The organism is Chitinophaga barathri (assembly GCF_003807585.1).
GTDB lineage: Bacteria > Bacteroidota > Bacteroidia > Chitinophagales > Chitinophagaceae > Chitinophaga > Chitinophaga barathri.
The window spans coordinates 39,802-62,577 of sequence record NZ_RMBX01000015.1; the positions used below are offsets into that span (position 1 = coordinate 39,802).

Consider the following 22,776-nt stretch of genomic DNA (forward strand, 5'->3'; position numbering starts at 1 on the left):
CTGGTACTATACTAGAGTAGGGATAAGGCATATATGTCCCATAGATATCCCATATATATCCCATAGATAAGGCATATCTATAAGATATGCCTTATCTATGCTTCAACTATAGTTTATAAATGGTTTATAAATACCTTATCCAGGCTATAGGATAGTAGTACCGGAGTTTCCAGGGAACTGCAAGCCGCAGATAAGAAGGTTTTATGAAAGCTTTTAAAGTATGAATTGGTATCGCCGCGAAATGGTATTTTTGATAAAATAACCCGGCATTATGAGACACACCCTTCTGCTACTGGCCATTTTGGCCTCCCTAACCGCCCATGCCCAGATCGACTCCGCCCAGCTCATGAAAGACGTAAAAACCCTCGCCGCCGATAAAATGGAAGGCCGTAAAACCGGCACCAGGGGCAACAGGATGGCGCAGTTTTACCTGCTGGACAGGCTGAAACAATTGAAAATCAATCAGTTTAATAACACATTCGAGCAGCCGTTTTACTTTAACCGCGGCCAGGAAAGGATCATGGGTACCAACCTTTACGGGTATATCCCCGGCCGGGTGGACAGCTTTATCGTTATTTCCGCGCATTACGACCATGTGGGAACCAAAAAGGTTACTGACGGCACGGACAGCATTTTCAACGGCGCGGACGACAACGCTTCCGGCGTGGCCACCCTCCTCGCTATCGCGAAATATTTTAAAGAACACGCTCCGAAATACAACCTGATATTCGCCGCCTTTGACGGGGAAGAAATGGGGTTGCAGGGCGCAAAAGCTTTTGTAGCCCGCCCGCCGGTACCGGCCGCGAAGATCATCCTGGATATCAACATGGACATGGTAAGCCACAACGACAAAAATGAATTGTACGTGTGCGGCACCACCCCGTATCCCGTGCTGAAAGCGCCCGTAGCCGCGGCAGCGGCCCGCAGCAAGGTGAACATGCCGTTTGGCCACGACAAGGAATCAGACGGCAGCCAGAACTGGATCTCCCAGAGCGATCATTTTGAATTCCATAAAGTGAAAATTCCTTTCCTCTATTTTGGCGTGGAAGATCACGCGGATTATCATAAGGTGACGGATGAATTTGAGAAGATCAATCTGTCTTTCTTTTACCGTGCAGCGGGCAGTGTACTGGAAGTGGTGAAAGAGTTTAATAAATAAATAAATTCCGGAGAGGATAAAATGGCTGTCTCATTTGGGGCGGCTTTTTTGTGCATGTTGGTCAACCCGTAAGGCCGTTACATCTCCGGCGTGGGCACGCCATATTCGCGCAGTTCGTTCCGGATGCGGCGCAGCCAGTCCTGCTGGGCTGCCACATTCGCGCCACGGTGCACGGAGTTGTCAAAGTCTTCCTGCATACGGTTCATCTCGCGGAAAGACTCGAGGTATTCGTATTGGATGCGACTGTCGTGATCGTCCATGGTGAGGGGCATAGACAATACCTTACGGCGGAAACGCTCCGCCACCAGGCGTGTGATGTCGAAATGAAGCTGCTCGTGCTCGAGCGTGTGGCGGGTAGGCGGCATGGTGCGGGTCCAGGAGGCGCTTTTTACCCAGAAAACCTGTAAAACGAGGCGGATCTCCAGCGTGTCCCGGTACTGGCGGGTACTGCCGTCGAACGCGAAGCTGGTGTAGCTGACGGCCTCGCTGCGGCCAGAAGAGCTGCTCTGGCCGCGAAAATCGTTTGGGGTGACGTGGCGCTGGTGGTAAAAAAGCGAATCCGAAGAAGGATCTTCCGGGCGGGTCTCCTCTACAAAAACTACTTTGATGACAGGCGCCGCGGACACATTTCCCCCGTCCCCGCTCCGCGGGCACTGCCACCCGGAAAGGCAGCAGCAAACCAGTGCAATGGCAGCCGTGATCATGCTGTATTAAAGATCGGAAATGTGCCGCAAGCACCACAAAAAAGTTTGTTAAAATCCGCAGTGGGCGCAAGAATTACCGAATTGGGCGAACGGCTAAAATTCAGTAATTTACAAGATTACCAAAACAATCATTCCATGTACGGAGGTGGATACATTTTCGACGAGCCCAACAAACGGCAGTTGAACGAAGAGCAATTGCACGATGATCCGGAAAAGCTCGGGGAATTTGAGGCCCGTATTGCCCGGGGAGAAAAAATTGAACCGGGGGACTGGATGCCGTCTGAATACCGCAGGCAGCTCATCCGGTTGATAGAGCAGCATGCTCATTCCGAAATCATCGGCGCACTGCCGGAAGGCACCTGGATCACCCGCGCGCCCGGCTTCAAACGCAAACTCGCCCTTATCGCCAAAGTGCAGGACGAAATAGGCCATGGCCAGCTGCTTTACAATGCCGCCGAAACGCTCGGCAAAAGCCGCGAAGCCATGATCAACGACCTGCTCAGCGGCAAATCCAAATATTCAAACGTATTTAATTACCCTGCTGAAACCTGGGCGGACGTGACGGTGATCGGCTTCCTGATAGACGCCGCCGCCATCGTGAACCAGGTGGCCAATGCCAAAGGCTCCTACGGCCCTTATTGCCGCGCGCTGGAAAGAATTTGTTACGAAGAAAGTTTCCACCTGAAACAGGGCCACGACGCATTCATTGAACTGGCCACCGGCACGCCCGCCCAGCGCGCCATGGTGCAGGACGCGCTTAACCGCTGGTGGCAGCCCATCATGCACTTCTTTGGCCCGCCGGATAAAAACTCCGTGCATAGTGAAAAACTCATGCAGTGGAAAGTAAAAATGGCCAGCAACGACGATATGCGCAACCAGTTCCTGGACGCTTACGTTCCGAAGATATGGGACCTTGGCCTCAGCCTGCCCGATGAAAACCTGAAAAAAGACCCCGCCACGGGTAAATGGGCTTATTCAGACCCGGACTGGGACCTGTTCAAAAAGGTGATCAACGGCGGCGGCCCCTGTAATAAGGAAAGGCTGGACGTGCGTAAATGGGCCGAAGAACATGGCCGTTGGGTGCGTAAGGCATTAATGAATCCGACAGAAAAAACAACCGCCCCGGTTGCATAATAATACCAGCATGGACAACCAATCATTAGACCCGCGCGTAAAACGCCTGAAACTTAATAGCAGCGGGGAACCCGTTACCGTACAGGAAGGAGAGAACTGGAATGTTTTTGAAGTATTCCACCAGGAAAAACGTGGTGCGCATCATGAACATGTAGGTTGTGTGCATGCTCCAAGCGCCCAGCTGGCGCTCGTTTTCGCGAAAGAACAATTTGGCCGCCGAAAAAAATGCGTGAACCTCTGGGTGGTGCGCAGCGCGGACATCCTTTCTTTTGACACCGAAGACGAAGATATGTTCGCCAACAATCTCGAAAAAACCTACCGCGACGCGAGCGGCTTCAAAGTAATGGAGAAGATCAACAAGTTTAAAAAATCCGCGCATGACAAGGAATGACGCCATCAGTCAACTGCTCACCGCTATGGCGGACGACTCGCTCATACAGGGGCACCGGAACTCCGAATGGACCGGCCTCGGCCCGATCATGGAAGAAGACATTGCGTTTTCTTCCATGGCACAGGACAAAATAGGTCATGCCTGGGCCCTTTACCGCACGCTGCACGAAAACCTGGGAGGTACGGACCCCGACCGGTTTGCGTTCCTGCGCGGAGAAAAAGAATACAAATGCTGTCACTTCGTGGAAATGCCCAACGGGGAATATGATTTCAGCCTGATGCGCCACTTCCTGTTCGACCATGCGGAGGCTATCCGCTGGGAACAACTGCAGCAAAGCTCTTTTGAGCCGCTGGTGCCACTGGCGCGGAAACTGAAAGGCGAAATAAAATATCATACCCTGCACGCAAATGCCTGGATCACGCAGCTCTGCCGGGCCGGCGAAGAAAGTTACGCCCGCATGCAGTCTGCCCTCAATACCTGTTTCCCGCTGGCGCTTGGGATCTTTGAGCCCAATCCCGAGGCGGAACAGTTGCTGACCGCCGAAAAGGTGTATGCCGGGGAAGCTGCCCTCAGAGCACAATGGATGGACAGGATCTATAACATACTGGCCGTGGCCGGCCTCAACCTGCCCGATGAAAATGAGGTAACGCCTGTGTACGGCGGCCGTAAAGGATATCATACAGAATACCTCCAGCCCCTGCTGGACGAGATGGGATATGTGTTCCGGCTGGACCCGGAGGCTGTCTGGTAGCTGCGGAAGGCCGTAGGAAAACAATAAATATGACAATAACCGAAGACAAAATATACAAAGCCCTGGAACAGGTGATGGACCCGGAGATACCCGTGCTGAACGTGCTGGACCTGGGCATGATCACCGCGGTGCGGATCGGGGAGAACGATACCGTGCTCATTAAAATGATCCCGACCTTTTCCGCCTGCCCCGCCGTGGAGCTGATACGGAACAACATCCGCGCTACTGTGGAAAAAGAGCTGGGCGCCAGCGTGACCGTGGAAATAGATAAAGAGGCGCACTGGAACAGCAACCGCATGGCGGAAAGCGCGAAGGAAAAACTGAAAAACTTCGGGATTGCGCCGCCGCAGATACATAACGGCGAAGCCTACTCGGAAATACTGATGCATACCGCCTGCCCGCATTGCAACAGCGAAAACACCTACCTGCGCTCCCCCTTCGGGAGCACCCTGTGCCGGGCCATCCACTATTGCCGGGAATGCGGGCATGTGTTTGAACACTTCAAACCATTGGAGTGAGCGGACAATTTTAGGTATATTGGCACCATGAAAATCGGTTTATACTTCGGATCATTTAATCCTATCCATACCGGCCACATGATCATCGCCAGTTTCATGGCGTATCATACGGACCTTGATAAGGTGTGGCTGGTGGTATCGCCCCATAACCCGCTGAAAGCCTCCTCCAGCCTGCTCAACGAACATCACCGCCTGCACCTCGCCGAAATGGCCATCCAGGAGGAGCCGCGTCTGCGGGTGAGCAATATAGAATTTTCCCTCCCCCGCCCTTCCTTCACCATCGATACGCTTACTTACATGACGGAGAAATTCCCCACGCAGGAATTTGTCGTGATCATGGGCAGCGACAGTTTTCAGAATATTCCCCGCTGGAAAAACTACCGCCAGCTGCTGGACAATTATGAAATATACGTGTATAACCGCCCGGAACACCCTGTGACGGACACTTTTGGGGCAAAGGTCACTATCGTGAACGCACCTATGCTGGATATTTCCTCCAGCAACATCCGCAAATGGATACAGGAAGGCAAAAGCATCCGTTATATGGTGCCGGATGCCGTGTGGAAGTATATCAATGAAAACAATTATTACAAGGGCTGATCAACAATCTGTGGATTTATTCCCCCGTTTGTTTCATCTGCTTTTCTTTGGAGTGAGCGGTTTTTACCACTTTCACCTCGCGTTTCTTCACCAGGTATTCGTTTGAATAGATCTTAAGGAGCACGATAAAGAGCGATATGAGCAGCGGCCCGAATATCAGGCCGATGAAGCCGAAGAGGCTGATGCCGATGATAACGCCAAAGATGGTGATCAGCGGGTGTACGTCCCCGATCCTGCGGGCCAGCATCATCCTGAAGATATTGTCACTGGAGCCTACTACGCCAAAACCATATGCCAGCACCGCAATGCCCTGCCAGGTCTGCCCTGCGGAAAGCATATAGATCCCCATCGGCACATACACCGCCGCCGCCCCGATAATGGGCAACATGGCGCAGAAGCTGGTCACGACGAACCAGAATACCGGCTCGGGCACGCCAAAGATCAGGTACCCTATCAATGAAATGATACCCTGGATAAGTGCTATGAGCGGGATGCCGATGGCATTACTTACCACCATATTTTTCATTTCCTTGCCCAGCAATTCCACGTTTTCGTCCTTCAGCGGGATATATTCATACAGGGCTTCTTCCATTTCCCGGGCATTCACCAGCATAAAATACAGGATAAAATACATGATGGCCACGGCCGTGAGCGTGTTGAAAGTGGCGCCTACGAAGCCCGGCAGCACATTGGTGATGTATTCCTGCAATTTTTGCAGGCGGGCTTCGGTCATCAGGTCGAAACCCATGTTGTTTTTCAGCTGTTCGTTTATTTTTTCAAGCCCTTTAATCAGCTCCGAAGAGTGTGTGATCGCGTATGCTACCTTGGAAGTAAGCATATTTACCAGCAGCCCTATGGGCAGCAGGATGATCAGGAAAGAAAGGATCATGATAGTGGCCGCGGCCCAGTTCTTTTTCCATTTCCGTATTTCCACCAGCCGGAACATGTATTTCCGGGATAAAACGTAAAAGGTGACCGCCCCGAGGAACCCCGGGAAAAAGGCGTAGAGCTCCTTAAAAAGGATAATGCCGAGGAAGGCAAGGATCAGGAGGAAGGATATCTGTTTTATACGTTCGTTGTCGATTTGGCTCATGTTATAGTTGCTGTTCTTGTATAATTTACGGGATTTTAATATGATCACAAAGTCTGCCACAAATTAGCCGGGAGGCCCGGGCAATGTTGTTTTTATGTTTTCTCCGGAGGAGCTGAACAATTATGGAACAAAGTTTGTAACCATAGATGTGGAGTTGAATGGGCACCCCGTACTCTCTGAAACCCGATTTCTTTCACTTTAAAAAAATCTAGTTATGAGCAGAAGTTCAAAAGCAGTGGTATCTTTTGTAATAGGAGCCGCTGTAGGCGTAGCCGTTGGTTATTTTCTTAATTCAGACAAAAAAGAAGAACTGGTAGGCAAGCTGAAATACCAGGCGGATAAACTGAAGGATAAATTCCGCGCAAAAAAGCAACAGTTCGAAGATGCTATGGAAAATGAATTAACTTGATACCAATTCGGCATCTAAAAATCCTTATGCATGGAAGATAACTTTTCCAATTATTTTACGGAAACAGGCAAGGTAGCCAGGGAATACCTGGAAACCCGGCTGGACCTTATCAAATTGCAGGCAGCCGGAAAGCTGTCAAAGGCGTTAGGTTTGTTCTTTTCGCTGATTATGGCTTTCCTGCTGTTCTTTTTTGTGGTAGTGTTCCTGGGCATGGTGCTTGGTTTCTGGATAGGAGAAAAAACGGGCAGCATGGCCCTCGGTTTTTCCTGTGCGGCAGGCTTCTTTATTGTGCTGCTGCTGGTGATGATCTTTTTCCGTAAAGGGCTCATCCAGCGCCCGCTGGCCAATATGCTGGCGGCTGAACTGATAGAGGAGATCGAAGAGATGGAAGAAAGAAGGGAAGAGCGCAGGGAAGAAAAAAGAAAAGCATCCAATGATTAAAATTTACCCTTCTTCACATGGCGAAAGTTAAAGTCAAAGACCTTGCAATGCTGGAACAGGAGATCACGCGGCTCCAGCAAAAGAGCCGCCGCCTGGAAGACCAGCTGGGCAACCGCATCGATCATTTTAAAGGGAATTACAAAAAGATGGCCGTCAATTCCGTAGTGCCGGGCATCGCGAACAGCGGGGCCATGGGTTTCCTGGGTGGAATGGCCAAAACCCTCTGGCAGAGCGGGTCAGCAAAATCCATGCTGACCAAAGCGGCGCTCACCGCACTGGAATTTGTAGCGGTGCGTTTTGGCATCAAGCTGTTCAACAACTTCAAGAGTAAAAGGCACCGCAGGAAAGCGGAAGCCAGGGCGCAGGCAGACCCGGAAGAATAACTCTTCTACCCCCACACTTTCGTACCCTCACTACAGTTAGCGCAAATATCGATATGCTTGCGGCCCTTGATGATCTGCGAGCGGAAACGCACGTAGTTATCGTTGTGCCAGAGCGTTTTGAAGGTTGAATTTTTCAGGTCCCCAAGACGGTGCGTGGCATCTTTGTCGAAGCAGCAGGGCACCACCAGCCCGTCCCAGGTAATTACCGGCGAATGCCAGAGGCGCCAGCAATGGTCGCTGAGCCTGTTTTTGATGGCGTAGGTGCCATCTTCGTTCTTATGATACCTGGAATATTTATCGATGGTGGGTATCAGGCGGTTGCCTTCTTCATAATCATATACCTGCGCGGTCTTGAAGCGCACTTCATCCACTCCTATCTCCGCGGCCAGTTTTTTAATGTCCTCGATCTGGTGTTCATTCGGTTTCACCACCAGGAACTGGAAAAAAACGAAGGGTTTTTTTGAGTTCAGTTCCTTTTTCCATTTCACGATATTTTTTGCGCCGGCGATCACTTTGTCCAGGTGCCCGCCCACGCGGTATTGCGTGTACACGTCTTGCGTGGTGCCGTCTATGGAAATGATGAGCCTGTCCAGCCCGCTTTCCACTGTTTTTCGTGCATTCGCGTCCGTGAGGTAATGCGCGTTCGTGGAGGTGGCGGTATAAATGCCTTTGGAGGAAGCGTATTTCACCATATCCAGGAAGGCGGTATTGAGATAGGGCTCACCCTGGAAATAAAAGATCAGGTAAAGCAGCTCTTTATGCAGCTCGTCGATGGTTTTGCGGAAGAACTCATTGTCCAGCATGCCTGTCGGGCGGGTAAAAGCCCTGAGCCCGCTGGGGCATTCCGGGCAGCGGAGATTGCAGGAAGTAGTGGGCTCAAAGGAGATGGAAATGGGCAATCCCCATTGGATGGGTTTTTTCCTCCATTTGCTCCAGTAGTAGCTTCCCAGCACTTTCCCGGCATTCAGACCGCGGCGCAGTGTGAATTTGGAAAGGAAGTTCAATGCGTCGTTCAGGTTCGGTTTCGGCATAAATCGGGCCTCTTTAGGATCATAAATTTACGACAACAATATGGCCTTTCATGCACAGGACAAAAAATTGCCCTATACTTGCTGTTGATTTTTAAGGAGAACAGAAAAGCACACACCATCGTGGCAAGAACAAAACGCATGCGCCGCCGCCCCTTTATTTTCATCGTTTTAATACTCGTAGTGGCCGGAATTGCCGGCGCATGGTGGTTCCTGCGGAACAGAACGCCGCTGGAATTCGTGCGTTATGAGGAATTCGGGATCGATATGCCGGTGAGTTATACCGTGCACGGCATAGACATTTCCAAGTTCCAGGGGAATGTGAACTGGATGGCGGTACGGCAGATGCAGGTGGAGCAGATCAGGATCAGCTTTGCGTTTATCAAAGCCACCGAAGGCATCACCCGCCAGGACGCTACATTTAAGCGTAACTGGGAAAAGGCCAAAACAGCCGGTATCATCCGCGGCGCCTACCATTTCTTTTACTCCACCCGCGACCCGCTCAAGCAGGCCATCAATTTTAAGAACGTCGTGCAGCTGGAATCCGGGGATCTCCCGCCTGTGCTGGACATAGAGGTGCACAACAACCAGCCGCCCGCCGTGATCCGCAGCACCGCCCGCATCTGGCTGGAGGAAATGGAAAAAGCATATGGCGTAAAACCGATCATCTACACCAATATTCACTTCTACGAAACGTACCTGGGGAAAGAATTTGACGAGTACCCGCTGTGGGTGGCGCATTATTACCAAAAAGACAAACCCCGCAGCGCCCGCAACTGGGTATTCTGGCAGCACAGCGACATCGGGCGGGTGAACGGCATCCGCACCACGGTTGATTTTAATGTATTCAGGGGAGACAGTTCGGAGCTGGTTAACCTTTGTATTCCGTAACTTTAAGCTATGGACGAACAGAAAGACCCGGAAGAACAAAAAGATCAGTTTGACTGGCGGCTGATGGAGTTTTTCACCAGGATCATCCGAACGGTGTTCATCGGGATGTTCTGGATGCTGATCAATATATTTTTTGGATTGTACCTGGGATTTGGGGTTCCCGAGGAATCCACCCCGCTGAGGATGGGCCTCTTTTACGGGTGGTTTGCACTCAGCCTGGCCGCCTACATTTATTTCCTGTGGCGGGTATGGCGGAGGAAGATGCCCCCGCCATGAGCCACGTTTGATGAGTTATTTCGTTGTGCCGAATACCTGCGTCCAGAGATCGCCCGCACGGCCTACGCCCATTTCTTTAAAGTTCGCGTTCATGATATTTTTACAGTGACCTTCACTGGCCAGCCAGCCATTGATCACGGATTCCTCTTTTGAAGGCCCGCTGGCGATATTTTCACCCATCCAGGAGTAATTGAACCCGGCCGCTTTGATGCGGGACTGAGGTGTGGAGCCGGAAGGGCTGTTGTGATCGAAATATTTACGATCCTTCATATCCTGGCTGTGTTTGGCCGCCGCCAGCTCCAGCAGTACATTCCATTTTACGGGTTGTACAGGGGGCATCCAGGTGCCTTTGCAGTTGCAGCCTTTGGCGCGTACGTTATTGACCAGTTCAAGGAGAAGATTCTTATCCACGTTGTTCTCTATCACATCCACGGACCCGCCGGGATTGGTGATTTCCTCTTCTGTTTCAGGCTGTACGAGGTCTTCTTTACCGCAAGACGCCATGAACAGGCTGATTACTACAAATAAGGGTACAAAACGAACAAGTTTAAGTGACATTATTTCCCAGTTAATTTAAAAACAATCAGGTACTGGGTTCTTAATAGGAAGGAGGTTAAAGCACGTTGGCTTTTTCAGAGGAAAGGGTTAAGAATTATTCAGGAGCCAAAGGTAAAGCGAACGCTGAATAAACAAGCATGGGGCTTGCAAAAAATATGTTAACGAAAATAACAAATTAAAGATCAATGTAGTATGATCCGTGGTTTGTCATGTCACTGCGGAAATAATGCAGGCGGATTAGTGGCCTGGCTTAGGACTGGCAAATTCCTGGCTCCAGAAGTTGCCTACTTTGGCTACGCCCATCTCCGTAAATTTACTGTTCATAAGCACCTTGCAGTGGGTAGGGCTTTTATAGAAACCGTCCACCAGGGTTTTTTCGGAGAGGATGCCCAGCGCGATGTTTTCGCCCCAGGCGAGCCAGCTGTAACCCATGCGGCTGATGCGTTTGCCGGCGGTGTTGCCCTGGAGGTCGTTGTGAGAGAAGTAGCTGTTCCTGTCCATATCCTGGCTGTGAAGATAGGCGGCCCTTTCCAGCGACTTGTTCCACCGGATGGGTGGCGCGGGAGCCATAAAAGTATCTCCGCACTGGCAGCCTTTAGCCCTTACATCGTTCACCAAAGACAGCAGGAGCGCGGCATCCACAGGGTTGTTCATCAAAAAGGTGGTGTCTCCAATGGGCTCGGGCGGTGGCGGTGTGTAAACAGTTAATGGTTCTTTACTACAGGCTACACACGCGAGCAGCCATACGCATACGGCGGTCCTGACCGCAGGACGTACGAATCGTAAAATCATTGTCTTTTAATGATTAAATGGTGAACAATAAAGCTGGCTTTCGGAAGGCTACGGATAAAAGTATTGACAGGTTGGGGTCAGGATGATGAATGAACGGCTGTTCATAAGTATGGAGGTTGCAAAGATAATTTATCAGTCCCGGATTTTACGCCTTTCCGCATGTAAAATTACTGTTAACACATTGAATGTTAATGGTTTGTAAATTGTCTTCACAGGTACCGGGAGGTAATTTCAATAAAGCCGGTCTGATGGTACTGCTGTTTCCCCGGTAAACATACTATTGATGCGAAAACAAATATATAAACTTTTTATACAACGTAAAAATTTATATGTCATGAGAAAGTAGAGAATATAAGGACCGAAATTCCATTCTTCAGAACATTGGTCGTATTTTTATTCGCTGTTATATTAATTTGAAACTATATTAATGAAACACACTGTTACTACCTTGTATGCTCCGATATGGTTAATCCCGTTGTTGTTAATCATTATCTCATGCCATCAGGCAGCCCCTGCAAAACAAACCGCTCAGGCCATGAAACCTTTGACGGACTCAACCGTCTTAACAAAAGATTCCGTGGTGGAAGACTTCTCTGAAGAGGAGCTTTGGCAGGAATGTTACGTGGTGGTGGCGGACACCGGGATGGATTATTACGCCCTGCGCGGCATGCTGGACGGGGTGAAAGCCATTACAGGCCAGGAAATAGATACTTTGGGCCGGTATTATGACGCGGCGAAAGACAGCGTGATCCTCCCCGTAGATGATGAAGACGAAATGTGGGCCGGCGCTTATTATCCCCGTTGGGCGATAGGCCCCTCAGGCAGCATCGAATACCTGGATATCTACCGTAAACACGAGGATACTTCTTCCAGTATGCTGGCTGCGGTAGCCGGGCTTTTCGTTGAAAAGCGGGAAGCCGATTCCACCGCTGAGCTGATCCGCAAACAATATAACAAAGCCTGGGTGATGAAAACGCAGGTTTACATGGGCTGTATGCATTAACCACACCGGATGAAGTTCTTCAACAAGATATGGAGCCGGTACAGGGAAAAAGTACCGGCCGCCGTCAACCGCGATTTTTGCAAGTTCTTTAAAATGGACGAAGTGAACGGCATGCGGCTGGAGAAACGGTTCATCGGGAAACTGCACCTGCCGCGGGGTTTTATTGTAGCCTGCGACCCTCTGCTGGGGCTGCATGATACATTTCCTTTTTCGAGGAAAGTGCCGCCGGGCGAATATCCCGCCACCATGCTAATGGCCCGCTCTGGTTTCAGCCGCCGGAATGCTTTGCTGCTACTGAAATTCAAAGATCAGCAGCCGGCCAGCTTCAAACTGGCCAAACTTCCGGGCCAAACGGGCCGCTTTACCGGCAGCCACGGCTTTTTTGGTTTCACCGCGGACGCCGGCATCGGCTGCGTCTGCGACGCCTATACGCAGAAACACTACAATAACTACCTGGAGCGTTTTTTTAAAGATCACCCGGAAGGAAATATTTACGATTCGCTCTTCAACAGGACGTTTGCCCGGAAGGCGCGCGGGGAGGAACAGCTGTTTTACAACTTTTACCTGCCAACCCATCCGCAGCTGAATGTGATCATGTTCCATACCGGCTATGGCGACGGTATTTATCCCGCTTACTGGGGTATCGGGGAAGACGGAACGGTTTGCAGCCTGGTGATCGATTTCATTGTTTTATAAAATCATCTATATGCCCGCTTTAAAACAAATACTCACGCTCGCGGCCTGTTTATTCGGCGCCGCAGCTTTTGCACAGCAAAAGAACCTGAAAGAAGGGGATATCATTTTCCAGACCGACATTTCCCCGCAATGCAAAGCGATCGAGCTTGCCACGCATTCCAAATTCAGTCATTGCGGTCTTGTTTTTAAGCAAGACGGGCGCTGGATGGTGTTTGAAGCGGTGCAGCCGGTAAGCATTACCACCTTCGAAGAGTGGACCATGCGGAACAACCGGCATTACGTGGTGAAACGCCTTAAAGCGGATTCGGTTATCACGCCTGAGGTAGTGGCAAAAATGAAAGAAGAAGGCAAAAAATATCTCGGCAAAAACTACGACAGTTACTTCGGATGGTCGGATGAAAGTATATATTGTTCGGAGCTGGTGTGGAAGATCTATTATTCTACAACCGGCCTTGAGGTTGGAAAACTGAAACCGATGCGCGAATACGATCTTAGTCATCCGCTTGTGAAAGCCACCATGAAAGAACGTTATGGGAACAAAGTACCGCTGGATGAAAAAATGGTCTCTCCCGGCGTTATTTACGATAGCCCTTTACTGGTAACAGTTATAGAGCAATAAAGAGCGGTCTTACGCAAATGTTTTTCACCCAGGGAAAGTGATGTATCAATAGTGCTTTATCAACACAAATGCCTTTCGTTTGTTATCCAGTAAAAACAATCTCATGAAACAGCACCATATCATGATGCTTGCGGGAGCGCTGGTTTTTGCGGCCTGCCAGAACAGTACAAAAACCGCCGGCAAGGACAGCACGGAGGTAATACAAACATCTCCCGCCGAAGGTTATTACGAAGCCAGTCTTGCGGCAGCTTCCAGCCCCGGAAGACTGATCGGCCTCACCCTTCGCCCCACGAACGACGTGGAAATGACAACAGATTATCTCAACGCCACACCAGAAATAATACAGATGGGCAACTGGTCCACACTGGATAGCGGGAAAATATTCATCACGCTCGTTACCGTGGGAAGCGGCAACCCTGATAAGGATACGCTGATCTTCCGGCAGGATGGCGAAAGCCTACGGTATACCGGTACGGATTACGGCACGGACGGTCTTACGCTCACGAAAAAAGAAAAACCAGCCCCTGCGAACAAAGAACTGGTGGTATGGGTGAAGGCGGAAGAAGAGTGCGACCGCGGACCGGGCTTTGGCAAAACCAAATGTTACCAGGTGCAGTACGGTGATAAAATGATGGGTGAAACCTGGGACAAACTGATGGAGCCCATCGAAGGATTTACTTTTGAAAAGGGAAACATCTACAAGCTCAGGGTAAATCGCATCCCCCGCGACCCGAAGATCCAGGATGTAGGTGCGTATGAATACAAGCTGGTGGAAGTGGTCTCAAAGGAAAAGGCGAAATGATTTCCGGCATAAGACTATTTGAAGGAGGCGAAGCAGCCTCCTTTTTTTGTGCCCGGTATCCAAAACAGTAGCCGACATAAGGCCAAAGCCGGGAGCAGCCCCATGGCTATTTATTCATGCCATAGGCTCTGAAACTCCGGCTTGTGGAAAAATCCGAACCAGAAAGCGAACTGTTCATTTTCCAGCAATCCCAGCCTGGACACGATCGCCAGCGCGAAAGCCGTACCAGCCGCGCCATTGGCAGTGATCACCTGGTCCGTCGTAACCGCCGGTTTATTGACATAATTTGTTTCGCCTTTATACTCCGGCACTGCTTCTTTCAGTAATCCAAGGTCGTTGCTGGTATGCGGTATATTGTCCAGGATGCCCTGGCTGGCGAGGTAAAGCGTGGCGTCGCAGATGGCGGCCAGCAGTTTGCCTTTGCGTAGCACATCCTGGATAAAGGGGCTTATCTCGCGGTTTTTCCCTTCGGCCCAGGCGGCGCCTCCGGGAAGGATCACGATGTCCGCAAGGGTTGCATCCAGCTCCGCCAGGGACAGCTGCGGGATCACCTGGAGATTGGCGGCGGATATCACGGCTTTGCCGTCAATCGAAAAGGGGCGGACCTCATATTCGGAGAACTGCTGTAACGAAGCGGCAGCCAGCGCGGGCTCCCAGTCGGAATAGCCGTTGAAGACGAAGAGATAACAGGTTTTGTTTTTCATGATCGTTGTGCATTTAAGAGGTGAGGATACAAAGATCATGCGGGGGATTGACAGCAGTGTGTCAGCAGAAAAATGGGGGCGAGAGAATTTTTAACGGAACGGAAATGAGGAAACTCATTGTCTTTTTCGGCATAATGCGCTAACTTGCCCCTTGAAATATCTAAAAACTGTATATCATGCTGACGACTGTATTACTCAACTCTACTTATGAGATCGGCAATAAGATCGGCCACTACGGCACCTGGTTCTGTATTATCATTTTTGGCGCCATGTTCCTGTACGCCATGGTGAAGTACGTAAAACGCTAATTTAAACTTACTCTAAGATATTACTGGCTGTCCCGACTAAGTGTCGGGACGGCTTTTTTTATTGCCCTAAAGATTAGAATGCTTCCGATACAGAAAGGTAAAACCCGCTCTGCCGCTTCTCTCCCGCTCTTTTTTCACCCCAGCCATAATCCAGCCGGATGGTAAGGCGGGTATGTTTGTCGTAGAAATAACGGATGCCCAGCCCGTAGTTGGGCTTTAGCTTGTCCAGGGCGAAATCGCGGTTGGAGAAAACCATGCCGGTGCCGGCAAACCCAGCCACCGCAAAGGTCGGGTGCATATCGATAAACCACATGTTGATATGCATTTTGGGGTCGATGTAGTAGCGGTATTCAGCTTGTGCCGCCAGGTAGTTCTGGTCCCGGTAGCGGCCGGTGTAGTATCCGCGCATAATATTATCGTTGCCCATTTCGGGCAGGAGGTAAAAAGGAAGGGTGTTGCCCTGGAGAGATTGCCCGTATCCGTTCAACCCTAATGTGCTCCGCTGCGAGATACGGAAAAACTGGCTGGCCTTGGCTTCTATCCGCCAAAGCGGGTGTTTGCTCAGGAAACTTGGAGCGTAAGCGGCATTCAGGCGTACGTAGGTGCCGAGGGTACAGTAGTTCTGGTTGTCCCGGTTGTCGTAGATGGCCGTTACACCGAGGAAGGTGGCATATCCGCCTTCTTTGTCCACGAGGGTTTCCGTGGGGTAAATGCCTTTGTCCTCGTCCTGCGTGAATACATCGTGCTGGTACTGTACAGAAAGACCGGCGTAGAAATGGCTGGTGACGCGTCTTTCCACCTCCGCGACAACTTTATACCGTTTGTTGCCCACCAGCGAGCGGTCCGAATAATGCGTGGTATCGCCGAGCCCGTAGAAATAAACGGGGAAATCGTGGTACCGGAGATTGGTTTTGATATGCCAGTCGTTATTCCTCGTCCAGTTATCGGTACGCAGATCTATTTTGAACTGTTTGTTTGTGGTAAAGGTAGCGAGCAGGCTGGCGGTGGAGTTCCTGGTAAAAGGAGAGGGATTTTTTTTGTCCCCGTAATAAGAATAAAGCGCTGCAACTCCCAGTTCCAGGCCCTTTTCGGGGGAAAAACCGAGTACGGGCAAGGGGAACAGGCTGTTTTTTCGATGGGCGAGGAGGGAATCCTGCGCCTTTAAACCGGAGCTTGCCAACACGCACAGAGAGAGAGCCGAGATCGCTTTACGCATAGGGTCGCAATATGCAAAAATTTTCTTGACCGGCAATGTGTTGTTTTATTGTGCTATTTACGGTTGTTTAACATAAATATTTGTTAAAATAGCATCATTTTCGAAGATTTTTTTGAACTTGAACTACTGCAACCAAATCAATGATTTCTGCCGCGGAAGAAACCCGCAACAATATTTACAACGAACCCGATCTGGCCAGCCAGAAAAATCAACAGGGAGGCTGTCACAAACCAGGGCAGGAATTGTAGCCGCATCACGGCAAGCTCAGAATAATTATTATAGTCGAAATACCGCCTTGGCATTCCGGGCTCCGGCTCATAATGGTAGCCGCTCATGACAATGAACGTAAGCGGTAACAATACCAGGCTGAAAATATGAAATATCTGCAGCCACCGCCATTGTCTGAACCATGAAGTGGTTGTATATAACCCCGCTTCCATGACCAGGAAAATGGCATACGCCCAGGCCAGGTGGGAAAGGGCTATAACGAAATAGGTATCGTGAAGATGTATATCTATTGCACTGTTGGCGACTTGAAGCTGCCCGAGGATAACGACAATTGCAGCAATAATGAGCAACTGAATATCAGGCCGGGATAAATATTTCATAGCACACTAATATACTACAAAGCCGCCAGTTTCCTGATATCCTCAAACCGCTGATCTTTCATCACTTTCCCGTTCTCAAACACTGTTTGGAGGATGTCTTTAGCATCAGGGTTTTCCGCCTGGGGTAAGGTTTTGAACCCATCGGCGTCTTTTACCAGCTTCAGTTTTCCCGCTTTGGATTTTTTAAACGAAGTACGCAGGTTGCCTTCGGCGTCCATTTCAACGGGGGACTTATAAACATCCACGCTTTCGCCGTTTATTTCAGCATAAGAACATTTCAGGGCAAACTCCTGCGTGTCCCTGTTCACACGCTGCAGCAGCGCACCGCCCATGCCCAGCACCAGGTTTTCCGCGCTCACGCCCGCCTGTTTCAACGCTTCGTATATCTCGGGAATGGAGGCGTAGCTGATCCCGTCTCCCTGTATCACGCGCACCTGCGGCGGCAAGACGTTATATCCTTTTTCGTTGATGGTATAACCGAATTTGCCCATCAGGATCTTAAACACTTCAAGCAAAGTACGCACGGGATCGCCGGAATCCGGGCGGATCACCAGCGTGCCTTTCCTCGCCAATATTTGTTCCTTCAGCTGCGTGCCCCAATATTCGGAGCAGGCGCGGAAAATGTTGTAGGAATCGGATACGCAGGCGATGGTGCCTTCGGGAAAGGTATCCAGCACATGTTTGAAGATGGCCGCTTCGCCTTCCTCTCCCAGCAGCGTAACGATGGAATGTTCCGTAGCCGGGATGGAAAGCCCGGGCGCGGTAGCGGCATGATAATACCGTTTCGCAAAAGTGGATGCCACCAATGTATCGCTGCCACTGAAGTTCACCAGGTGCGCGCTTCCGCCGATACCCGCGCCTTCCACCGAACTTGCGCCGCGAAAGCCAAAGTCATTCAATACGAGGTCTATCCCCTGCAAAGACGCCTCGCTGGCGGTAGACAGGTAATATTGTTTCACTACTTTTTTGATCTCCCGCGACAGCGTAGCCACCGTACAGGGATACCAGACCTGCATCAGCAATGTTTCCAGGAAATTTGTAAGCCAGTAACAGGCAGGGTCTGTGTTCTCGATGGTCATCAGCACATTTTTCACAGGTACCACGGTGCCTTCGGGCACAGCGCGGATCTTCACCGGCAAATGCCCGCTATGTTTCTTAAGGATATATTCAAATCGTGAAGGATCGTACACATCGTTTCTGCCAAACACTTCAGGCAGCATCTCTCCCGCTTCGCGGATTTTTTCCGCGGTGATCACGGGCCCTTCGAGGTATGCTTTCAGGAAATATTGCAGGCCGTAAAAAACCGTTTCTTCAAATCGGCCTCCCCTGCTCTCGAGGTAAGAGTAGATATGTGAAGTGCCGGGAACATAAAGTTTGTGATGGGAGTATTTGTAAGCATCCGCCAGTAAAATGATGTTCTCCATATGCTTTTGAAGGTTAGCCTTTACGAATGTAAGGCATCAGGCCGAACTTACGTGCATTACCTGCCCTCCAAATGCATGAAATTCAATACAGATAATCGTTTAGGTGTATGTATAACCTCTTTTACGTATTTAATACACAAACTTTTGACATTTTACTTTAATGCAATATATTATTTGTGTAAAATAAATGCAAAAATTGATAATCAATATATTAAGAGAAAATCTCGATGTAGCCGTTTTTTTGCTTCAATTCCTGGAACTTCTGCCGGTTGAAGCTATATAATTGAGCCGGACGGCCTTGTAAAGGATGTTTCAATTTTTCCTGCTGAACGCTCAGCAGACCCAGTGAATGCATTTTTTTCTGAAAGTTCCGGCGGTCTATCTGGCGGTTATACACCCATTCATAGAGTTTTTCCAGCTCTGAAACGGGGAATTTGGGATCCAGTAGCTCAAAGGCCAGCGGTTCGGAACGGAGGCGTGTGCGGAGATGCTCGATGGCGCCGGCGATCACGTCCGCATGGTCGAAGGCGGTGGCGGGAAGTTCTTTTACGGAATACCAGCGTGCTTCTTTGTTGCCGGCTCCTAAAATGAGTTTGGAGGTGGAGGGTTTCACCAGCCCGAGATGCGCCACGCAAAGGATACGCCCGCGGGGATCACGCTCCGGGTGGCCCCAGGTGCGCATCTGCTCCAGGTAATTCACTTTCAGCCCGGTTTCGTCGCGGATCTCGCGGTGTACGGCATCTTCAAGCGGCTCGTCGTTATGGACAAAACCGCCCGGAAGGCCCCATTTGAAGATATGCGGAGGTATGCTGCGTTTGCTGAGCAGCACCATCATTCCTTCTTTTGACGAAAATCGCAATACTACGGCATCTGCCGTCACCCTGATATGTTGATGAACTGGCAAGGGATAAAATTTTAGGGATCATTTCCCGCTTATATATTGTTTTACCTGCGATGTTCCTTTATGCAGGTTTACAAAGAGCGGGTTTTTCTGTGGGTCAAAAACAATGATGGTTCCGGATTCCCAGGCATCCGCAGGCGCGGGCAGCACAATTTCCACCTGTAATCCGTTTTCGCGGCGGAACATCAGGCTGTCCTTCCTGATATACCTCGCTGTATAATTATTCGCTTCCAGGAAGCTCACAATACTATCCCGTCTTGCGTTCACGGTACTGTCCGCGCGGATGGGGTGTTCCCTCAGCACAAAACATTTTTCTTTGATCACATCATAGTTGGTGGTATCTGTCTTTTCACGGACAGGGTTACACGCAGCGGCGGCCAATAGGGCCAGCGTAAGGATGTTGTAACGCATGGTGCAAGTTATAAAAACCCCGATTAAAAACTGATATCAAATACTTTATCGGTTTCGCCGCGTTTGACTTTTACGGTTGTTTTGTCTCCGGCTTTGAATTTTCCGAGCGCCGTCATGTAGGTTTCGATGTCTGAAACGGGGTAATCGCCGAGTTGTGTAATAAGGTCACCCGTGAGGATACCGGCCTTTTTGGCGGGTTTTCCATCGGTTACGCCATCCACTTTTACGCCGCCATTCGTCCAGGTATAGTCCGGCATAATGCCGAGGGTAACGGAGAAACGTGCGCTGGTGCCCATTTGCTGCTCGCGGGTTTTGGTGAAGGCGAGTTTGGGCTGGGCGTTGGTTTTCTCGATGATGTCGTACACAAGTTTCACCACCGTCAGGCCGCCTTCGTAATTGATCTTGTCCGCGTCGTCGCCGGGTTTGTGATAATCTGAGTGGGTGCCGGTGAAGAAAAATAATACAGGCACGTCTTTGCGGTAAAACGAAGTATGGTCGGAGGGGCCTGTGCCGGAGGAATCATAACTTACTTTCAGGTCCGGCGGGACGGTGCTTTTCAGCACGGTGCCCCAGGCCGGGGAAGTGCCGGTACCGCCTATCTGGAGGCCTTTTTCTTTGCTGAGGCGGCCCACCATATCCATGTTCACCATGTAATTTACAGCCGTCATGGGTACTGCGGTATGTTCGGTGAAATATTTACTGCCAAAAAGCCCCAGTTCTTCGCCGGAAAAGGCTACTAATAAATAATTGTTATTCTTTAGTTTGGACGCTTTCAGGAGACGGCCAAGCTCGATAAGCGCGGCGGTGCCGCTGGCATTATCGTCCGCGCCGTTGTGAATGGCTTTTTCAGAGGGGGCGAGGGAGTTATGGTCTTCGCCGTAGCCAAGGTGGTCGTAATGTGCGCCAAGTACCACCGTAGTGGCGGCGCCGTTATCTATAAACCCTACTACGTTTGTACCGGTGCGTTTGCTGGGTTTAAAATCCACTTCCACTTCCAGCTGGAAGCCGTTCGCGTCATCGGCGGAGAGGGTTTTGCTGGCTTCCGGCCCTACCCATACGGCGGGGATGGCCAGCGGGGTTTCTTTCCCGTCCAGCCAGCGGGTGACGGTGCGGAAGTCTTCATGCCCGTTAAAAAATACGATGCCGGTAGCGCCGTTCTCTTTGGCTTCTTTGGTTTTCTTAACGTAAAAATCAAGAGGCTCGCCATGGGGATTGATCTCATCTTCCGATGCCTTTACATTGATGAGCCATACATTGTCCGGCTCGTTCACTCCCGGCAATACTTCGCCTTTAGCGGCTTTGGTTGCGCTGAAAGGCAACGGGAGGTATTGCCCGGCGGGCAGGGCGGTGTGGTTGATTATGAGCCGGGTTTTGTTCCCGGGCTCTTTTCCTTCCCGTACTATAAATGTCTGGAGATATTCGCTGTCCCCTTTGGGGCTCACGCCGGCCAGTTTCATCTGTTCCGCGATATAGACGGCGGCCAGTTGCTCCCCGGCGGTGCCGGTGCGGCGGCCCTCCAGCTTATCCGAAGAGAGATACGTAACATGGGTCTGCAGGTTTCCGAGGGTTTTCCGGTCTGCTTTCTTCTGCGGATGCGCCGCCATTGCCAAACAAACGAGCGGGAGCAACAGGTAGATCTTTTTCACTGCAAGGGGAATTTTGTGACAAAAATAGGGAATCGGTTATCAAACGCTGTAATTATCACAGGATTGTCTGACCCCGCCCTCCTCTTTGTTTTATACTCAAATTATATGCTAAATTTGCCGCACTCTGAATGAGTTACAACAAAACAGAAATAGCAAATAATGAAAAACACGCCATTTACACACAAGCACATTGCGCTGGGCGCCAAGATGGCCGCTTTTGCGGGGTACAACATGCCTATTTCCTACACAGGTATTAATGACGAACATGCCGCCGTGCGGAACAGTGTGGGAGTGTTTGACGTGAGCCATATGGGCGAATTTATCCTCAAAGGCGAAAACGCCCTGGACCTTATCCAGCGTGTAACCACGAACGATGCCTCCAAACTCACCCCCGGCAAAGCGCAGTACAGCTGCCTGCCGAACGAAGAGGGCGGTATCGTGGACGATCTCCTGGTATATTGCATCGAAGAAAATAACGTATACATGCTGGTAGTGAATGCCAGCAATATCGAAAAGGACTGGAACTGGATCAGCCGCTTCAACACTAAAAATGTTGAAATGCACGACATTTCCGACAAAACCTGCCTCCTGGCCATCCAGGGGCCTAACGCTACCAGCGCTTTACAGGCCCTGACGGACAAAGACCTCGTGAACCTGAAATATTACACCTTCGTAAAAGGCACCTTTGCCGGCGTGGAGAACGTGCTGATCAGCGCCACCGGCTACACGGGTGCGGGCGGCATTGAGATCTATTTTGAAGACAAGGACGGCGCCGCGGACAAGATCTGGGACGCCATTTTCGCCGCGGGCGCTTCCAAAGGCATCAAGCCCATCGGGCTGGGCGCCAGGGACACCCTCCGCCTCGAAATGGGCTTCTGCCTGTACGGGAACGACATCGATGACCGTACCAGCCCCCTGGAAGCAGGCCTCGGCTGGATCACCAAGTTCACCAAAGACTTTACCGCCCGCCCCATTATGCAAAAAATAAAGGCGGAAGGCATCCAGCAGAAGCTGGTTGGCTTTGAAATGATAGACAAAGGCATTCCCCGCCACGATTACGAGATCAAAGATGCGGAAGGCAATACCATCGGCAGGGTAACCTCCGGCACGCAGTCCCCCTCCCTCCAGAAGGCCGTCGGGCTGGGATATGTTAAAACAGCCTTTGCATCCCTCGATTCAGAGATATATATTGCAGTGCGCGATAAACTCCTGAAAGCGAAAGTTGTGAAGGTTCCGTTCCTGGGATAAGGCCCGGAAAGGACAATTTTACAGGAACAGCAGCGTTATTGAAGCCTATTTTAGCCATCTGA

General features: G+C 50.5%; 29 protein-coding genes. 17 read left to right on the forward strand and 12 right to left on the reverse strand.

What is annotated here, in order from left to right:
* Positions 1 to 271: 271 nt before the first annotated feature.
* Positions 272 to 1,159, forward strand: coding sequence for a M20/M25/M40 family metallo-hydrolase (locus tag EG028_RS24005; protein ID WP_120518894.1), 888 nt, complete (start codon positions 272 to 274; stop codon positions 1,157 to 1,159).
* Positions 1,160 to 1,236: 77 nt separating this feature from the next.
* Here the strand turns inward: EG028_RS24005 and EG028_RS24010 are convergent, their stop codons facing one another.
* Positions 1,237 to 1,863 carry a hypothetical protein gene (locus EG028_RS24010; protein ID WP_120518895.1) on the reverse strand — a complete coding sequence of 209 codons (627 nt, stop codon included), beginning with the start codon at positions 1,861 to 1,863 and terminating at the stop codon, positions 1,237 to 1,239.
* Positions 1,864 to 1,998: 135 nt separating this feature from the next.
* On the opposite strand from EG028_RS24010, the gene paaA reads away from it, so the two are divergent.
* From paaA to nadD, 5 genes are read left to right on the forward strand one after another with little or no spacing between them, the layout of a single operon-like run.
* A complete protein-coding gene (gene paaA, locus EG028_RS24015) occupies positions 1,999 to 2,997 on the forward strand; it encodes a 1,2-phenylacetyl-CoA epoxidase subunit PaaA (protein ID WP_120518896.1) in 999 nt (332 codons plus the stop codon).
* A gap of 10 nt (positions 2,998 to 3,007) precedes the next feature.
* Entirely contained in the window at positions 3,008 to 3,388 is a 381-nt protein-coding gene (locus EG028_RS24020) for a 1,2-phenylacetyl-CoA epoxidase subunit B (RefSeq protein WP_123864783.1), read from the forward strand.
* Positions 3,375 to 4,139 (forward strand): 1,2-phenylacetyl-CoA epoxidase subunit PaaC, encoded by a 765-nt coding sequence (paaC, locus tag EG028_RS24025; RefSeq protein ID WP_120518898.1) that lies wholly within the window; start codon positions 3,375 to 3,377, stop codon positions 4,137 to 4,139. Before EG028_RS24020 ends, paaC begins: the two co-directional genes overlap by 14 nt.
* A 29-nt stretch (positions 4,140 to 4,168) precedes the next feature.
* Positions 4,169 to 4,657 (forward strand): 1,2-phenylacetyl-CoA epoxidase subunit PaaD, encoded by a 489-nt coding sequence (gene paaD, locus EG028_RS24030; protein ID WP_120518899.1) that lies wholly within the window; start codon positions 4,169 to 4,171, stop codon positions 4,655 to 4,657.
* 27 nt (positions 4,658 to 4,684) lie between these two features.
* Complete coding sequence (gene nadD / locus EG028_RS24035; protein ID WP_120518900.1) at positions 4,685 to 5,257, forward strand: nicotinate (nicotinamide) nucleotide adenylyltransferase; 573 nt, start codon at positions 4,685 to 4,687, stop codon at positions 5,255 to 5,257.
* A 16-nt stretch (positions 5,258 to 5,273) separates the two neighbouring features.
* Here the strand turns inward: nadD and EG028_RS24040 are convergent, their stop codons facing one another.
* On the reverse strand, positions 5,274 to 6,350 hold the full coding sequence (locus EG028_RS24040; protein ID WP_120519086.1) for an AI-2E family transporter: 1,077 nt from the start codon (positions 6,348 to 6,350) through the stop codon (positions 5,274 to 5,276).
* A 214-nt stretch (positions 6,351 to 6,564) separates the two neighbouring features.
* On the opposite strand from EG028_RS24040, the gene EG028_RS24045 reads away from it, so the two are divergent.
* Genes EG028_RS24045 through EG028_RS24055 form a run of 3 tightly spaced genes read left to right on the forward strand, consistent with a single transcriptional unit; the run spans position 6,565 to position 7,583 of the window.
* The gene (locus EG028_RS24045) at positions 6,565 to 6,759 is read left to right on the forward strand and encodes a YtxH domain-containing protein (RefSeq protein WP_120518901.1); all 195 of its coding nucleotides are present in this window, start codon (positions 6,565 to 6,567) and stop codon (positions 6,757 to 6,759) included.
* A gap of 30 nt (positions 6,760 to 6,789) precedes the next feature.
* Complete coding sequence (locus EG028_RS24050; protein WP_120518902.1) at positions 6,790 to 7,200, forward strand: hypothetical protein; 411 nt, start codon at positions 6,790 to 6,792, stop codon at positions 7,198 to 7,200.
* Positions 7,201 to 7,217: 17 nt separating this feature from the next.
* The gene (locus EG028_RS24055; RefSeq protein WP_120518903.1) at positions 7,218 to 7,583 is read left to right on the forward strand and encodes a hypothetical protein; all 366 of its coding nucleotides are present in this window, start codon (positions 7,218 to 7,220) and stop codon (positions 7,581 to 7,583) included.
* A 5-nt stretch (positions 7,584 to 7,588) separates the two neighbouring features.
* Here the strand turns inward: EG028_RS24055 and EG028_RS24060 are convergent, their stop codons facing one another.
* Positions 7,589 to 8,614, reverse strand: a complete 1,026-nt coding sequence (locus EG028_RS24060) for an SPASM domain-containing protein (RefSeq protein ID WP_120518904.1) — start codon at positions 8,612 to 8,614, stop codon at positions 7,589 to 7,591.
* Positions 8,615 to 8,734: 120 nt separating this feature from the next.
* On the opposite strand from EG028_RS24060, the gene EG028_RS24065 reads away from it, so the two are divergent.
* Entirely contained in the window at positions 8,735 to 9,502 is a 768-nt protein-coding gene (locus tag EG028_RS24065; RefSeq protein WP_241559214.1) for a glycoside hydrolase family 25 protein, read from the forward strand.
* Positions 9,503 to 9,511: 9 nt separating this feature from the next.
* On the forward strand, positions 9,512 to 9,778 hold the full coding sequence (locus EG028_RS24070) for a hypothetical protein (RefSeq protein WP_120518905.1): 267 nt from the start codon (positions 9,512 to 9,514) through the stop codon (positions 9,776 to 9,778).
* Positions 9,779 to 9,793: 15 nt separating this feature from the next.
* Here EG028_RS24070 and EG028_RS24075 read toward each other — a convergent pair whose 3' ends face one another.
* On the reverse strand, positions 9,794 to 10,336 hold the full coding sequence (locus EG028_RS24075; protein ID WP_120518906.1) for a CAP domain-containing protein: 543 nt from the start codon (positions 10,334 to 10,336) through the stop codon (positions 9,794 to 9,796).
* 237 nt (positions 10,337 to 10,573) lie between these two features.
* Positions 10,574 to 11,128, reverse strand: a complete 555-nt coding sequence (locus EG028_RS24080; protein ID WP_120518907.1) for a CAP domain-containing protein — start codon at positions 11,126 to 11,128, stop codon at positions 10,574 to 10,576.
* A gap of 535 nt (positions 11,129 to 11,663) precedes the next feature.
* Between EG028_RS24080 and EG028_RS24085 the strand changes: the two genes are divergently transcribed.
* The 4 genes from EG028_RS24085 (at position 11,664) to EG028_RS24100 (ending at position 14,248) form a co-directional block, all read left to right on the forward strand.
* On the forward strand, positions 11,664 to 12,131 hold the full coding sequence (locus EG028_RS24085; protein WP_123864784.1) for a hypothetical protein: 468 nt from the start codon (positions 11,664 to 11,666) through the stop codon (positions 12,129 to 12,131).
* A 9-nt stretch (positions 12,132 to 12,140) separates the two neighbouring features.
* Entirely contained in the window at positions 12,141 to 12,827 is a 687-nt protein-coding gene (locus EG028_RS24090) for a DUF4241 domain-containing protein (RefSeq protein ID WP_120518909.1), read from the forward strand.
* Positions 12,828 to 12,837: 10 nt separating this feature from the next.
* A complete protein-coding gene (locus EG028_RS24095) occupies positions 12,838 to 13,446 on the forward strand; it encodes a YiiX family permuted papain-like enzyme (protein WP_120519088.1) in 609 nt (202 codons plus the stop codon).
* Positions 13,447 to 13,549: 103 nt separating this feature from the next.
* On the forward strand, positions 13,550 to 14,248 hold the full coding sequence (locus EG028_RS24100) for a DUF4377 domain-containing protein (protein WP_123864785.1): 699 nt from the start codon (positions 13,550 to 13,552) through the stop codon (positions 14,246 to 14,248).
* A 110-nt stretch (positions 14,249 to 14,358) separates the two neighbouring features.
* Here EG028_RS24100 and EG028_RS24105 read toward each other — a convergent pair whose 3' ends face one another.
* Positions 14,359 to 14,952: a DJ-1/PfpI family protein gene (locus EG028_RS24105; RefSeq protein WP_162946623.1), complete on the reverse strand. Its 594-nt coding sequence runs from the start codon at positions 14,950 to 14,952 to the stop codon at positions 14,359 to 14,361.
* A 176-nt stretch (positions 14,953 to 15,128) separates the two neighbouring features.
* On the opposite strand from EG028_RS24105, the gene EG028_RS28030 reads away from it, so the two are divergent.
* Positions 15,129 to 15,260, forward strand: a complete 132-nt coding sequence (locus EG028_RS28030; RefSeq protein WP_262707125.1) for a hypothetical protein — start codon at positions 15,129 to 15,131, stop codon at positions 15,258 to 15,260.
* 73 nt (positions 15,261 to 15,333) lie between these two features.
* Here the strand turns inward: EG028_RS28030 and EG028_RS24110 are convergent, their stop codons facing one another.
* From EG028_RS24110 to EG028_RS24135, 6 genes are all read right to left on the reverse strand, one after another.
* Positions 15,334 to 16,476, reverse strand: a complete 1,143-nt coding sequence (locus EG028_RS24110) for a BamA/TamA family outer membrane protein (protein ID WP_120518912.1) — start codon at positions 16,474 to 16,476, stop codon at positions 15,334 to 15,336.
* A gap of 137 nt (positions 16,477 to 16,613) precedes the next feature.
* Positions 16,614 to 17,084, reverse strand: a complete 471-nt coding sequence (locus EG028_RS24115; RefSeq protein ID WP_120518913.1) for a heme-copper oxidase family protein — start codon at positions 17,082 to 17,084, stop codon at positions 16,614 to 16,616.
* A gap of 14 nt (positions 17,085 to 17,098) precedes the next feature.
* Complete coding sequence (locus EG028_RS24120; protein WP_120518914.1) at positions 17,099 to 18,508, reverse strand: nicotinate phosphoribosyltransferase; 1,410 nt, start codon at positions 18,506 to 18,508, stop codon at positions 17,099 to 17,101.
* A 211-nt stretch (positions 18,509 to 18,719) separates the two neighbouring features.
* Positions 18,720 to 19,412: an NUDIX hydrolase gene (locus EG028_RS24125; protein WP_120518915.1), complete on the reverse strand. Its 693-nt coding sequence runs from the start codon at positions 19,410 to 19,412 to the stop codon at positions 18,720 to 18,722.
* 18 nt (positions 19,413 to 19,430) lie between these two features.
* Entirely contained in the window at positions 19,431 to 19,820 is a 390-nt protein-coding gene (locus tag EG028_RS24130) for a hypothetical protein (protein WP_120518916.1), read from the reverse strand.
* 23 nt (positions 19,821 to 19,843) lie between these two features.
* Complete coding sequence (locus EG028_RS24135; RefSeq protein WP_123864786.1) at positions 19,844 to 21,466, reverse strand: M28 family peptidase; 1,623 nt, start codon at positions 21,464 to 21,466, stop codon at positions 19,844 to 19,846.
* A gap of 159 nt (positions 21,467 to 21,625) precedes the next feature.
* Here EG028_RS24135 and gcvT point away from each other — a divergent pair, with 159 nt between their 5' ends.
* Complete coding sequence (gcvT, locus tag EG028_RS24140) at positions 21,626 to 22,714, forward strand: glycine cleavage system aminomethyltransferase GcvT (RefSeq protein ID WP_120518918.1); 1,089 nt, start codon at positions 21,626 to 21,628, stop codon at positions 22,712 to 22,714.
* Positions 22,715 to 22,776: the final 62 nt, after the last annotated feature.

Excerpts from the sequence above, each read along its gene's own strand:
- nadD (WP_120518900.1), top strand. The coding sequence starts at position 4,685 with ATGAAAATCGGTTTATACTTCGGATCATTTAATCCTATCCATACCGGC.
- EG028_RS24020 (WP_123864783.1), top strand. The coding sequence starts at position 3,008 with ATGGACAACCAATCATTAGACCCGCGCGTAAAACGCCTGAAACTTAAT.
- EG028_RS24085 (WP_123864784.1), top strand. The coding sequence starts at position 11,664 with ATGAAACCTTTGACGGACTCAACCGTCTTAACAAAAGATTCCGTGGTG.
- EG028_RS24120 (WP_120518914.1), bottom strand. The coding sequence starts at position 18,508 with ATGGAGAACATCATTTTACTGGCGGATGCTTACAAATACTCCCATCAC.
- EG028_RS24010 (WP_120518895.1), bottom strand. The coding sequence starts at position 1,863 with ATGATCACGGCTGCCATTGCACTGGTTTGCTGCTGCCTTTCCGGGTGG.
- EG028_RS24105 (WP_162946623.1), bottom strand. The coding sequence starts at position 14,952 with ATGAAAAACAAAACCTGTTATCTCTTCGTCTTCAACGGCTATTCCGAC.
- EG028_RS24005 (WP_120518894.1), top strand. The coding sequence starts at position 272 with ATGAGACACACCCTTCTGCTACTGGCCATTTTGGCCTCCCTAACCGCC.
- EG028_RS24115 (WP_120518913.1), bottom strand. The coding sequence starts at position 17,084 with ATGAAATATTTATCCCGGCCTGATATTCAGTTGCTCATTATTGCTGCA.
- EG028_RS24060 (WP_120518904.1), bottom strand. The coding sequence starts at position 8,614 with ATGCCGAAACCGAACCTGAACGACGCATTGAACTTCCTTTCCAAATTC.
- paaC (WP_120518898.1), top strand. The coding sequence starts at position 3,375 with ATGACAAGGAATGACGCCATCAGTCAACTGCTCACCGCTATGGCGGAC.
- EG028_RS24130 (WP_120518916.1), bottom strand. The coding sequence starts at position 19,820 with ATGCGTTACAACATCCTTACGCTGGCCCTATTGGCCGCCGCTGCGTGT.
- EG028_RS24055 (WP_120518903.1), top strand. The coding sequence starts at position 7,218 with ATGGCGAAAGTTAAAGTCAAAGACCTTGCAATGCTGGAACAGGAGATC.
- EG028_RS24050 (WP_120518902.1), top strand. The coding sequence starts at position 6,790 with ATGGAAGATAACTTTTCCAATTATTTTACGGAAACAGGCAAGGTAGCC.
- EG028_RS24070 (WP_120518905.1), top strand. The coding sequence starts at position 9,512 with ATGGACGAACAGAAAGACCCGGAAGAACAAAAAGATCAGTTTGACTGG.
- EG028_RS28030 (WP_262707125.1), top strand. The coding sequence starts at position 15,129 with ATGCTGACGACTGTATTACTCAACTCTACTTATGAGATCGGCAATAAG.
- EG028_RS24075 (WP_120518906.1), bottom strand. The coding sequence starts at position 10,336 with ATGTCACTTAAACTTGTTCGTTTTGTACCCTTATTTGTAGTAATCAGC.
- EG028_RS24095 (WP_120519088.1), top strand. The coding sequence starts at position 12,838 with ATGCCCGCTTTAAAACAAATACTCACGCTCGCGGCCTGTTTATTCGGC.
- EG028_RS24040 (WP_120519086.1), bottom strand. The coding sequence starts at position 6,350 with ATGAGCCAAATCGACAACGAACGTATAAAACAGATATCCTTCCTCCTG.
- EG028_RS24110 (WP_120518912.1), bottom strand. The coding sequence starts at position 16,476 with ATGCGTAAAGCGATCTCGGCTCTCTCTCTGTGCGTGTTGGCAAGCTCC.
- paaD (WP_120518899.1), top strand. The coding sequence starts at position 4,169 with ATGACAATAACCGAAGACAAAATATACAAAGCCCTGGAACAGGTGATG.
- EG028_RS24090 (WP_120518909.1), top strand. The coding sequence starts at position 12,141 with ATGAAGTTCTTCAACAAGATATGGAGCCGGTACAGGGAAAAAGTACCG.
- EG028_RS24100 (WP_123864785.1), top strand. The coding sequence starts at position 13,550 with ATGAAACAGCACCATATCATGATGCTTGCGGGAGCGCTGGTTTTTGCG.
- EG028_RS24080 (WP_120518907.1), bottom strand. The coding sequence starts at position 11,128 with ATGATTTTACGATTCGTACGTCCTGCGGTCAGGACCGCCGTATGCGTA.
- gcvT (WP_120518918.1), top strand. The coding sequence starts at position 21,626 with ATGAAAAACACGCCATTTACACACAAGCACATTGCGCTGGGCGCCAAG.
- paaA (WP_120518896.1), top strand. The coding sequence starts at position 1,999 with ATGTACGGAGGTGGATACATTTTCGACGAGCCCAACAAACGGCAGTTG.
- EG028_RS24045 (WP_120518901.1), top strand. The coding sequence starts at position 6,565 with ATGAGCAGAAGTTCAAAAGCAGTGGTATCTTTTGTAATAGGAGCCGCT.